10 protein-coding genes are annotated in these 11,671 nt (G+C 60.9%); all 10 read left to right on the plus strand.

Annotated elements, in window-relative coordinates:
- Window positions 1-17 precede the first annotated feature (17 nt).
- The 10 genes from PHI64_RS13400 (at window position 18) to pnp (ending at window position 11,496) form a co-directional block, all read left to right on the plus strand.
- Window positions 18-848: a ScpA family protein gene (locus PHI64_RS13400; RefSeq protein WP_299883611.1), complete on the plus strand. Its 831-nt coding sequence runs from the start codon at window positions 18-20 to the stop codon at window positions 846-848.
- Window positions 829-1,401, plus strand: a complete 573-nt coding sequence (gene scpB, locus PHI64_RS13405) for an SMC-Scp complex subunit ScpB (RefSeq protein ID WP_299883593.1) — start codon at window positions 829-831, stop codon at window positions 1,399-1,401. Before PHI64_RS13400 ends, scpB begins: the two co-directional genes overlap by 20 nt.
- A complete protein-coding gene (gene rluB, locus PHI64_RS13410; protein WP_299883595.1) occupies window positions 1,364-2,527 on the plus strand; it encodes a 23S rRNA pseudouridine(2605) synthase RluB in 1,164 nt (387 codons plus the stop codon). The genes scpB and rluB overlap by 38 nt, the downstream gene beginning before the upstream one ends.
- A 153-nt stretch (window positions 2,528-2,680) precedes the next feature.
- Window positions 2,681-3,109, plus strand: coding sequence for a ribosome maturation factor RimP (gene rimP / locus PHI64_RS13415; RefSeq protein ID WP_299883597.1), 429 nt, complete (start codon window positions 2,681-2,683; stop codon window positions 3,107-3,109).
- A 21-nt stretch (window positions 3,110-3,130) separates the two neighbouring features.
- Entirely contained in the window at window positions 3,131-4,603 is a 1,473-nt protein-coding gene (gene nusA, locus PHI64_RS13420; protein WP_299883599.1) for a transcription termination factor NusA, read from the plus strand.
- Window positions 4,604-4,621: 18 nt separating this feature from the next.
- Entirely contained in the window at window positions 4,622-7,462 is a 2,841-nt protein-coding gene (gene infB / locus PHI64_RS13425) for a translation initiation factor IF-2 (protein WP_299883601.1), read from the plus strand.
- 3 nt (window positions 7,463-7,465) lie between these two features.
- Complete coding sequence (gene rbfA, locus PHI64_RS13430) at window positions 7,466-7,897, plus strand: 30S ribosome-binding factor RbfA (protein ID WP_299883603.1); 432 nt, start codon at window positions 7,466-7,468, stop codon at window positions 7,895-7,897.
- Between the two features lie 93 nt (window positions 7,898-7,990).
- A complete protein-coding gene (gene truB, locus PHI64_RS13435; RefSeq protein WP_299883605.1) occupies window positions 7,991-8,860 on the plus strand; it encodes a tRNA pseudouridine(55) synthase TruB in 870 nt (289 codons plus the stop codon).
- Window positions 8,861-8,935: 75 nt separating this feature from the next.
- A complete protein-coding gene (rpsO, locus tag PHI64_RS13440; RefSeq protein ID WP_296402283.1) occupies window positions 8,936-9,205 on the plus strand; it encodes a 30S ribosomal protein S15 in 270 nt (89 codons plus the stop codon).
- Window positions 9,206-9,384: 179 nt separating this feature from the next.
- On the plus strand, window positions 9,385-11,496 hold the full coding sequence (gene pnp / locus PHI64_RS13445; protein WP_366945192.1) for a polyribonucleotide nucleotidyltransferase: 2,112 nt from the start codon (window positions 9,385-9,387) through the stop codon (window positions 11,494-11,496).
- The last annotated feature ends 175 nt before the right edge of the window (window positions 11,497-11,671 follow it).

Genomic DNA, 11,671 nt, shown 5'->3' on the forward strand with positions numbered 1-11,671 from the left:
AAGGGGCTGTGGCCGTGTTGACGGCCGATCTTGATCTGGCCCCTTCTGCGGATCCGCTTGAGGCAATCATTGGCCGCATGTACGGCCAGCCGATCTTCGATCTGCCCAAGGACCTGTACATCCCGCCCGACGCGCTTGAGGTCATCCTCGACGCTTTTGAGGGTCCTCTCGACCTGCTGCTGTACCTGATACGCAAGGCCAATATCAACGTCCTCGATATTCCTATGGTGCCGTTGACGGCCCAGTATCTGGAGTACGTGGAGGCCATGCGCAAGCACAACCTTGAACTGGCGGCAGATTATCTGTTGATGGCTGCAACCCTGCTGGAAATCAAATCCCGCTTGTTGCTGCCGCGGCCGCCCAGGGCGGAGGAGGGGGAAGAGCTGGATCCACGGGCGGAGTTGGTGCGACGCTTGCTTGAGTATGAGCAGGTCAAGCTCGCCTCTATGCGCCTGGATGCCTTGCCCCGCGTAGAGCGGGACTTTGAATGGGTTGGCGTGTTCGTTGCCGAGAAGGTGGTGGAGCGTCTGCCTGAGGTCAGCCTGCATGACCTGCAGCTGGCCTGGTTGAAGATTGCCCGACAGGCGCGCCTGAAGCGGCACCATACGATCCAGCGGGAAGAGATGTCCGTCCGCGAGCACATGACCCTCATTTTGAGGCGTCTGCGCGACGACAGTTTTGTGGTTTTTGAATCCCTTTTTGATCCGAAGCTCGGTGTTGCCAGCCTGGTCGTGAGTTTTCTTGCCACCCTCGAATTGGTCAAGGAAAGGCTGGTTGTGGTGACCCAGAATGAGGCCTTTGCGCCGATCTATGTGAAGCGTGCCGACAGTGCAACCGGATACACCTGAAGAATTCAAACGGGTGCTGGAGACGGCCCTGCTCGCTGCGGCCTCGCCGCTTCCGGTGACTGATTTGCGTCGCTTGTTCGAGGCAGACCCGGGGGGCGATCTGGTGCGGCGCGTGCTGGGCGAGCTGGCCGAGGACTGGCAGGGGAGGGGGGTTGAGTTGGTGCAGACGGCGGGTGGCTGGCGCTTTCAGACCCGTCTCGAATACCAGGTTTACCTGGATAGGCTCAAGCTGGAACGGCCGCCAAAGTATTCGCGGGCAGTTCTTGAAACCCTGGCAATCATCGCCTATCGCCAGCCGGTAACGCGGGGCGACATCGAAGATATTCGTGGCGTGGTGGTTTCCAGCAATGTACTAAAGACCCTTGAATCAAGGGGTTGGGTGGATGTGGTGGGGCACCGGGATACGCCCGGCCGGCCCGGCTTGTATGCCACCACCCGAAAATTCCTGGAGGACCTCGGCTTGCGCAGCCTGACCGAGTTGCCTCCGTTGACCGAAATCGAAAGGATCATGGATCTTGTCGACCTCCCAAAAACCGAAGAACCGGCCGTTTAAGGCCAAACCCGCCAGGCCCGGCGGCCAGGAGTCTGGTCGTCAGGGGCCCCCGTCTGACCAAGGGGGGCGCCGCGGGCGTGGCCGTCCGGATGGGGATGGCGGCCGTGGTGGACGCCCCCCTCGCGGTGACGACGAGGGCCGGCAGCCCAAGAGTAATGCTTCCGCGATCGGTCTCAGTGATCTCGGTGGCGGGCGGGGTAACTGGCGTGCGAAGCGCCAGGCTGCTGCTGTCGGCGGTGGCGCTGCGCCTTATCCCCTCGCCAGCAGCGAGTTGCTTCCGGTAGCAGAGGGGGAGCGTCGCCGCAGGCCGGAGGACTCCGCCTACACCGAGCCGCAGCGCCTGCACAAGGTGCTGGCAGCCGCGGGCATCGGCTCCCGTCGGGAGATCGAGGAATGGATCGTCGCAGGCCGGATCTCGGTCAATGGCGAGCCTGCCGATGTCGGCCAGAAGGTGGGGCCGGGTGATCGGGTGCGAGTCAATGGCAAGCTGATGCCGATCCGCTTTGCGCCGCGGATTCCCCGTGTCGTGCTCTACCATAAGCCTGAAGGGGAGATCGTTTCCCGGGATGATCCGGAAGGCCGTCCGACGGTTTTCGACCGCCTGCCGAATCTTCGCAAGGGGCGCTGGATTGCCGTCGGCCGCCTGGACTTCAACACCTCTGGTCTGCTGCTGTTCGTCAATGATGGCGATCTCGCCAACAAGCTGATGCATCCGCGCTACGAGCTGGATCGTGAGTACGCGGTGCGTATCCTCGGCGAACTCGACGAGGCGCAGCGTAATGCCCTGCTGCAGGGGATCGAACTGGAAGACGGTCTGGCCAAGTTCAATACGCTGCTGGATGCGGGAGGAGAGGGGGCCAATCACTGGTACCGGGTGACGCTTTCGGAAGGCCGTAACCGGGAGGTGCGTCGGATGTTCGAAGCCCTCGGGCTTACCGTCAGTCGCCTGATGCGGGTGCGCTACGGGCCGGTTGTCCTCCCTTCGCGCCTGAAGCGCGGTATGTGGGAAGACATGGCGGTGGACCAGGTGTGTGCATTGGCCGGTATTCCCAAGCCTGATGTACAGGGTGGCAAGGGTAAGCGGCCAGCGCCGCAACCTCGCCGAACACAGCCGCTCCGACGCTGATTACGGGTCAAAATTGCGCCCGCTTCGGCGGGCTGCTATAATCAGCGTGTTTTATCGGTTCGAAAGAGCCGATCGGTCCGAAAATGGACCGACATCCGGTCGAATTTAAACAGGGATGGGCGTTTCGCCCATTTTTCATTTGTGGGCCAGGAAATGGAGTTGCACAAACTGATCGAGCAGACTGCGGAAGGTCTCGGTTACGAACTCGTTGATTTCGAAACCTCGCCCCGCGGAAGGCTGATGCGAATCTTCATTGATTCGCCGAATGGTATTACGGTTGATGATTGTGCCACGGTGAGCAATCAGCTGGTGCGGGTCTTCGAAGTCGAGAATGTCGATTATGACCGCCTCGAAGTGTCCTCGCCGGGGTTGGATCGCGCGCTCAAGAAGCCCGCAGATTTCGAACGCTTTGCCGGTCAGGACGTGCAGGTCAGACTCTCCATGCCGGTCGCGAATCAGCGCAATTTTGCCGGGGTGCTGCAATGTCTCAAAGACGGTGTGGTGACCCTGGAGACGGAAAAGGGATCGATGGAGATCCCGTTTGAAGATATCGAGAAGGCCCGCCTGGTTCCCAGGTTTTAAGGGATTTGGAGGTTTGCAGGTATGAGCCGCGAAATTTTACTGTTGGTCGATGCGCTGGCCCGCGAGAAGAATGTTTCCAAGGAAATCGTTTTCTCCGCGCTGGAGTCTGCCCTTGCCCAGGCGACCAAGAAGCGTATTCACGACGAAGCCGATGTGCGTGTCTCCATCGATCGGGAAACCGGTGATTACGAGTCCTTCCGGCGCTGGCAGGTTCTGCCTGACGCGGATGTCGAGAATGATGAAGCCCAGATGGGGCTGATCGATGCCCGCGACGAGTATCCCGATATCCAGGTTGGCGACTACGTTGAGGAAGGGCTGGAGCCCATCGACTTTGGCCGCATCGGTGCCCAGGCTGCCAAGCAGGTTATTCTGCAGAAGGTGCGTGATGCCGAGCGCGAGCAGATCCTCAATGACTTCCTCGAGCGCAAGGAGTACATCATCTCCGGCAGCATCAAGCGCATGGAGCGGGGTAACGCAGTCATCGAAGTGGGGCGCCTCGAAGCAGTGCTGCCGCGCGATCAGATGATTCCGAAGGAAAATCTGCGTGTCGGTGACCGTGTCAAGGCCTACCTGCTGCGCATTGATCGCGGAGCCCGCGGTCCGCAGCTGATCCTGTCCCGCACGGCGCCCGAGTTCGTCATGCGTCTATTCGAGCTGGAAGTGCCCGAGATCGACGACGGTCTCCTCGAGATCAAGGCCTGTGCCCGGGATCCCGGTCTGCGTGCCAAGATCGGCGTCAAGTCCAACGACCCGCGGATCGACCCGATCGGTACCTGCGTCGGTTTGCGTGGGTCTCGCGTTACCGCAGTTCGCAACGAGATCGGCGGCGAGAACATCGACATCGTGCTGTGGTCTCCCGAGCCTGCCCAGTTCGTCATCGGAGCCCTGCAGCCGGCGGAAGTCTCTTCCATCGTCGTTGACGAAGAGGCGCACGCCATGGATGTGGTGGTGGACGAGAACAATCTGGCGATTGCCATTGGCCGCAACGGTCAGAATGTGAAGCTTGCCTCCGAACTCACCGGGTGGAGCATCAACCTGATGACCGAAGCGGAGTCGGAGCGCAAGTCCGAAGCCGAGCACAGCACGGTCCGTCAGCTCTTCATCGCCAAGTTGGACGTAGACGAAGAAGTGGCCGACATCCTGATCGACGAGGGTTTCTCGTCGCTGGAAGAGATTGCTTACGTGCCCTTGGCCGAGATGCTGGAAATCGAATCCTTCGACGAAGAAACGGTGAACGAGCTGCGCAACCGCGCCCGCAACGTACTCCTCACCGAAGCCATCGTGACCGAAGAGCAGCTGGAAACCGTTACCGAGGATCTGCTCGGTCTGGAAGGCATGGACAAGCCCTTGGCGGCCAAGCTGGCCCAGGGCGGCGTGCATACCCGTGACGAACTGGCTGACCTCGCAGTGGACGAATTGATGGAAATGTCGGGGCTGGACGAAGAGCGGGCCAAGAATCTGATCACCAAGGCGCGCGCGCACTGGTTCGAGTAATACCCCCGGAGGTTCAAGATGGGACAGACAACCGTTACACAATTTGCCGGCGAACTCAAAATGCCGGCCTCCGTGTTGCTCGAGCAGTTGCAAAAGGCTGGCGTTGACAAAGCACGGGAAACCGATCTGCTCTCCGAGCAGGACAAGAGCCGTTTGCTGGACTTTCTCCGTCGCGCCCACGGCGATACGGCAGCAAAGTCCAAGATCACCCTGACGCGCAAGCAGACCAGCGAAATCAAGGCAACGGATTCCACCGGGCGTGCCCGGACCGTGCAGGTGGAAGTGCGCAAGAAGCGCGTTTTCGTCAAGCGCGACGAGGCCCTGGTGCCGGAATCTGCGGTCTCTGCCGCGTCTGCCACGGATGAAGAAGTGGTGTCGGTCGGCGTGTCTGCTGATCTTGAGCCCGTGGCCGAGGTTCCGGACGTGGAGGCTGCGGCGGTCGTCGAAGCTGTGGTCGAAGTCGCGCCGGAACCCGAGGTGCTGCCCGAGCCCGTGATTGAGGTCGCACCAGAGCCCGTGCCGGAGCCGATCCCCGAACCCGTAGCCGAAGTCGTGCCTGAGCCTCAGCCTGAGCCCACACCGGCGCCTGCACCTGCGCCTGCCGAGGCAGTTGCCCCGAAAGCTGAAGCGCGTCCGGCAGCTCCGGTCCGTCGCGTCGTGGCGGGATCGATTCTGAGTGCGGAGGAGAAGGCCAGCCGTGAGCGCGAGGCTCAGCGGGCTGCCGAACTGCAGGCGCGTCAGATTGCCGATTTGAAGGAAAAGCAGGAGCGCGAGGCCCGTGCCCGTGCAGCCATGTTGCAGCGCGCCGAAGAGGAAAAGCAGCGCGCTGCGGCTGCTGAGAAGGCTAAGGCCGAAGGCGAAGCTGCGCCCAAGACGGGTACGCTTCACAAGCCTGCCAAGACTGAGGACAAGGGCGCCCGCAAGGACGTCAAGAAGGTCGTCAGCAAGGAAGTGCCGGCGGATGCCAAGCGTCGTGGCGGCCTCAAGACTCGTGGCGACACCACGGGCGGGGCAGGTGGTTGGCGCGGTGGCGGTCGTAGTGGTGGTCGTAATGGCGGTCGTCATCAAGAGGCCACGGCGTTCGTTGCGCCGACCGAGCCCATCGTCCGCGAAGTGCACGTCCCCGAAACCATCTCTGTGGCAGACCTGGCTCACAAGATGTCCGTCAAGGCCATCGAGGTGATCAAGGCGCTCATGAAGATGGGCTCCATGGTGACGATCAACCAGGTGCTGGACCAGGATACGGCGATGATCCTGGTCGAGGAAATGGGTCATAAGGCCGTCGCGGCCAAGCTGGACGACCCCGATGCCTTCCTCGAGGACAACGTCGAGCACAAGGACTTTGCCCTTGAGCCGCGCGCACCGGTTGTTACCGTCATGGGCCACGTGGACCACGGCAAAACCTCTTTGCTCGACTATATCCGGCGTGCCAAGGTTGCAGCGGGCGAAGCGGGCGGGATCACCCAGCACATCGGTGCTTACCATGTGGATACCGACCGTGGCATGGTGACCTTCCTGGATACCCCGGGTCACGAGGCCTTTACGGCCATGCGTGCTCGCGGCGCCAAGGCCACCGACCTTGTGGTGCTGGTGGTGGCTGCCGATGACGGTGTGATGCCCCAGACCAAGGAAGCAATCCACCACGCCAAGGCGGCTGAAGTACCCCTGATCGTGGCGGTCAACAAGATCGATAAACCGGGTGCCAATCCCGAGCGTGTGCGTCAGGAGTTGATCGCCGAAGGCGTGGTTCCCGAGGCCTACGGTGGCGACACCATGTTTGTCGAGGTTTCGGCCAAGACTGGTGCCGGTATCGACGATCTGCTCGAAGGCATCCTGCTGCAGGCGGAAGTCCTTGAACTCACCGCGCCGCGGGAGAGCATGGCGAAAGGCCTTATCATCGAAGCCCGTCTCGACAAGGGACGTGGCCCGGTCGCGACCCTGCTGGTCCAGTCCGGCACTTTGCGGCGCGGTGACGTGCTGCTGGCCGGTGCGACCTTCGGGCGTGTCCGTGCCATGCTCGACGAGAACGGCAAGCCCATTGAGGAAGCCGGCCCGTCCATCCCCGTGGAAATCCTCGGCCTTTCTGAAGTTCCGGGTGCCGGTGATGAAGTCGTGGCCCTGGCCGACGAACGCAAGGCTCGTGAAATCGCCCTGTTCCGTCAAGGTAAGTTCCGTGATGTGAAGCTGGCCAAACAGCAGGCAGCCAAGCTTGAGAGCATGTTTGAACAGATGGGCGAGGGTGAGGTCAAGACCCTGCCGCTGATCATCAAGGCCGACGTGCAGGGCTCTCAGGAGGCGCTGGCCCATTCGCTGGTCAAGCTGTCCAACGACGAAGTCCGGGTGCAGGTCATCCACGGCGGTGTCGGCGCCATCAGCGAGTCCGACGTCAACCTGGCTCAGGCTTCCGGCGCGGTTATCATCGGCTTCAACATCCGTGCCGATGCCAATGCCCGCAAGCTGGCCGAAAGCTTCGGTGTCGATCTGCGTTACTACAACATCATCTACGACGCTGTGGATGAGGTGAAGAGTGCCCTGTCCGGCATGCTGGCGCCCGAGAAGCGCGAGCAGATCCTGGGCCTGGTGGAGGTCCGTCAGGTCTTCACCATCTCCAAGGTCGGCACCATCGCCGGTTGCTATGTGCTTGAAGGTATCGTCAAGCGCAATGCTCAGGTGCGTGTGCTGCGCAATCACGTGGTCATCCATGGCGGCGAACTGGAATCGCTCAAGCGCTTCAAGGACGATGTCAAGGAAGTCAAGTTCGGCTACGAGTGCGGTCTGCAGGTGCGCAATTTCAACGATCTCCAGGAAGGCGACCAGCTCGAAGTGTTCGAAATCCAGGAAGTTGCGCGGACCCTGTAAGCCATGCCCAAGGAGTTTTCCCGTGGTCAGCGTGTGGCGGAGCAGATCCGTCGCGAGCTGGCCGAGCTGATCCGCCTCGAGTTGAAAGACCCCCGCGTCGGTTTCATTACCCTGACTGACGTGGAGATCACTCCTGACTATGCGCATGCCAAGGTGTATTTCACCTCCATGACCGGGCAGGATGGGCTCGAGGAAATTCAGAAAGGTTTGCGCAGGGCCAGTAGCTTCCTGCGTCGCGAGCTGGGGAGGCGGATCCGTATTCATACGCTGCCCGAGCTGCACTTTCACTATGACCCCTCCGTTGAAACGGGCAACCGGATTTCCGCCCTTATCGACAAGGCCATTGAGGCAGATCGGCAACTTGCCGACGCGCTTGGTGAAGGGGCAGATGGAGAGGGGGGCGCGACGTCTCCCGGCAGCGCTCCGACCCTCTGATTCTCCTGACGGCGCATAGCGCCGTCTTTCCAGGAAGTTCTCCGTTTGGCCCACACTCCCCAGCGTCGTACGCCGCGCCGTGTTGTCGATGGCGTGTTGTTTCTCGACAAGCCCCTTGGCCTGAGCTCCAACAATGCGTTGCAAAAGGCGCGGTGGCTGCTCAAGGCGGCTAAAGGTGGTCATACCGGTACGCTGGACCCCATGGCGACCGGTTTGTTACCACTGACTTTTGGCGAGGCGACCAAGTTTTCCCAGACTCTGCTTGATGCGGACAAGGTTTACGAGGCAACGGTATTGCTGGGCGTCACTACCACGACGGCGGATGCAGAGGGTGAAGTGCTGGCTACCGTCGCGGTGGATGTTGCCGATACCGCCATCGAGGCTGCTTTGGCGCAACTTCGGGGTGAAATCGATCAGGTTCCGCCCATGTACTCGGCGCTCAAACATCATGGCAAGGCGCTGTATGAATATGCGCGGGCGGGCATTGATATCCCGCGGGAAGCCCGAAAGGTGACGATTCACGCTTTTGAATGCCTGGGGCGCGACGGCGATAGCCTCAGGGTGCGGGTGGCGTGCAGCAAGGGGACTTACATCCGCACCCTGGCATCCGATCTGGGGGCCCTGCTGGGTTGTGGTGCCCACCTTACGGCCCTGCGACGGACTCGCATTGGTCCTTTCGAGCTGGAGGGCTCTATTTCCCTCGCGGCTTTTGAGGCACTGCCTGAAGCCGCCCGGGACGCGGAGTTGGCGCCGGTGGATGCGTTGCTTGTCCATCTGGATGTGATGTTGCTTGATGCCGAACAGGCAAGCAGTTTTACCCATGGTCAGGCTGTGCAGGTTCGCAGTGAAGCGATTGGGAAGGTGTTCCGGGCTTACGCAGGGGAGCGTTTCCTCGGCGTTGGAACGGTGGGGGGCGGTGGAATGCTGGCGCCAACGCGTCTGGTTGCCACCTGCAATCAATGAAATGTCTTGAGTAATCCTGCGCGGATTCGATATAATGGCGCGCTTCGCAAGGCTAAATCCTAACCGAGTTAAACAATGGCAATCTCCACTGAACAAAAAGCGCAAATCGTTGGCGACTTCGCCCGCGCCAAGGGCGACACCGGTTCTCCGGAAGTGCAAGTCGCTCTGCTTACCGCCCGCATCAACGATCTGACCGGCCACTTCAAGGTTAACGTCAAGGATCACCATTCCCGCCGCGGCCTCCTGATGATGGTGAGCCAGCGTCGCAAGCTGCTCGACTACCTGAAGCGCAAGAATGTCGATGGCTACCGTGAGCTGATCGCTCGCCTCGGCCTGCGCAAGTAAGCTGAAAAAAGCTGCTTCAGTACTGAACGTGACAATCCTGCCCTTTGTGCAGGTTTGATCATGGGCATAGCCGGTGTAAGTCCGTGAGGCTTCGCCGGCTTTGTCACATCTGTGCGCCAGAGAAAACGGCGCGTTACCTCGGCTAAGCGTGCGGTTGTTGTTTGCCGCCAGTCGATTGAATGAAAGGACATCCTTTGCCTACTGCTATCAAGAAGAGTTTTACCTACGGCTCCCACACCGTCACCCTGGAGACCGGCGAAGTTGCCCGTCAAGCCCATGGTGCCGTGATCGTCAACATGGACGACACCGTGGTGCTGGCAACCGTTGTGGCTGCCAAGAACGCCAAGCCGGGTCAGGACTTCTTCCCCCTTACCGTCGATTACGTTGAAAAGTTCTATGCTGCCGGTCGCATCCCCGGTGGTTTCTTCAAGCGTGAAGGCCGTCCGACCGAGAAGGAAACCCTCACCTCCCGTTTGATCGATCGTCCCATCCGTCCGCTGTTCCCGGAAGGCTTTTACAACGAAGTCCAGGTCATCGCTCAGGTGGTGTCCCTGAATCCGGAAGTGGACGCTGACATCCCGGCGATGATCGCTGCCTCCGCGGCCCTGGCCATTGCCGGTATTCCCTTCGCCGGTCCGATCGGTGCCTGTCGCGTCGGTTTTGAAAACGGTGAGTACATTCTCAACCCGACCGCCACTCAGCTGCAGACCAGCAAGATGAATCTGGTGGTTGCCGGTACCGAGACTGCCGTGCTGATGGTCGAGTCCGAAGCCCTCGAACTGCCGGAAGACGTGATGCTGGGCGGTGTGGTGTTCGGCCACACCCAGATGCAGGCCGCCATCAATGCCATCAACGAACTGGTCGAAGTCGCCGGCAAGCCCGAATGGGACTGGCAGGCTCCGGCCAAGAACGAGGCGCTGATCGCTCGTGTCACCGAGATCGCCAGTGCGAAGATCGATGAGGCCTTCCGCATCACCGCCAAGCAGGCCCGTTCGCAGCAACTGTCGGCTATCGGCAAGGAAGTCCACGAAACCCTGGTGACTGAAGGCGTCGAGTTTGACGCCAACACTGTCAACAACATCATTTTCGATCTCGAAGCCAAGGTTGTGCGTGGTCGTATCCTTGGCGGCGAGCCGCGTATCGACGGTCGTGACACCCGCACCGTGCGTCCGATCGATATCCGTGTCGGCGTGCTGCCGCGAACCCACGGTTCCGCCCTGTTCACCCGTGGTGAAACCCAAGCCCTGGTGGTGACCACCCTGGGCACCGGCCGTGACGAGCAGATCATCGATGCGGTCGCCGGTGAGTACCGCGAGCGCTTCATGCTGCACTACAACTTCCCCCCGTTCTCCACCGGCGAATGCGGCCGTTTCGGCTCGCCCAAGCGTCGCGAGATCGGCCACGGGCGTCTGGCCAAGCGTGCTCTGGCTGGCGTGCTGCCGGGTAAGGAAGACTTCTCCTACACCGTGCGCGTGGTTTCCGAGATTACCGAATCCAACGGCTCCAGCTCCATGGCGTCCGTCTGCGGCGGCTCCCTGGCGATGATGGATGCCGGTGTGCCCTTGTCTGCTCCGGTGGCGGGTATCGCGATGGGCCTGATCAAGGACGGTGGTCGCTTCGCCGTGCTGACCGACATCCTGGGCGATGAAGATCACCTGGGTGATATGGACTTCAAGGTGGCAGGTACCGAGAACGGCGTGACTGCCCTGCAGATGGATATCAAGATCCTCGGCATCACCAAGGAAATCATGCAGGTTGCCCTGGCTCAGGCCAAGGAAGGCCGTCTGCACATCCTCGGTTTGATGAAGTCGGCCCTGGGCGAAGCCCGTGGTGAAGTGTCCGATTTCGCTCCGCGCATGATCACCCTCAAGATCAATCCTGAAAAGATTCGTGACGTGATCGGCAAGGGCGGTGCGGTGATCCGCGGTCTGCAGGAAGAGACCGGCACCATCATCGAGATCACCGACGACGGCAACGTGACCATCTCTTCCGTGAGCTCCGAGGGCGCCCAGGTGGCCAAGAAGCGCATCGAAGACATCACCGCGGAAGTGGAAGTTGGCAAGGTCTATGAAGGCCCGGTCATTCGCATCCTTGATTTCGGTGCGATCATCAACATCATGCCGGGCCGTGACGGTCTGCTGCACGTTTCCCAGATCGCCAACGAGCGCGTCAATGCCGTGTCCGACTACCTCAAGGAAGGTCAGGTTGTGCGCGTCAAAGTGCTCGAGACCGATGAGAAGGGCCGTGTGCGTCTGTCCATGAAGGCACTCCTGAACGAACAAGCCCAGTAATATCGGTTTGTCGTGATGGTGAAGACGGGCGCTGCGGCGCCCGTTTTTCATGGGTGCGCCCAGCATGGGCGCACTCCTGCGGGTGTAAGTCCCGCCGTAAGTTGATCACAGCGAACGAAGTGAAGCGCAACTGCGTGAGGGCGACCGAGCGTGGGAAGGAAGCGTGGATCGTAAT

This window comes from Zoogloea sp. (genome assembly GCF_028689785.1).
Classification (GTDB): Bacteria; Pseudomonadota; Gammaproteobacteria; order Burkholderiales; family Rhodocyclaceae; genus Zoogloea.

What these genes read in the sequence shown, in the direction of transcription:
- rimP (WP_299883597.1), top strand. Translation starts at nt 2,681, where the DNA reads ATGGAGTTGCACAAACTGATCGAGCAGACTGCGGAAGGTCTCGGTTAC.
- nusA (WP_299883599.1), top strand. Translation starts at nt 3,131, where the DNA reads ATGAGCCGCGAAATTTTACTGTTGGTCGATGCGCTGGCCCGCGAGAAG.
- infB (WP_299883601.1), top strand. Translation starts at nt 4,622, where the DNA reads ATGGGACAGACAACCGTTACACAATTTGCCGGCGAACTCAAAATGCCG.
- rbfA (WP_299883603.1), top strand. Translation starts at nt 7,466, where the DNA reads ATGCCCAAGGAGTTTTCCCGTGGTCAGCGTGTGGCGGAGCAGATCCGT.
- rpsO (WP_296402283.1), top strand. Translation starts at nt 8,936, where the DNA reads ATGGCAATCTCCACTGAACAAAAAGCGCAAATCGTTGGCGACTTCGCC.
- pnp (WP_366945192.1), top strand. Translation starts at nt 9,385, where the DNA reads ATGAAAGGACATCCTTTGCCTACTGCTATCAAGAAGAGTTTTACCTAC.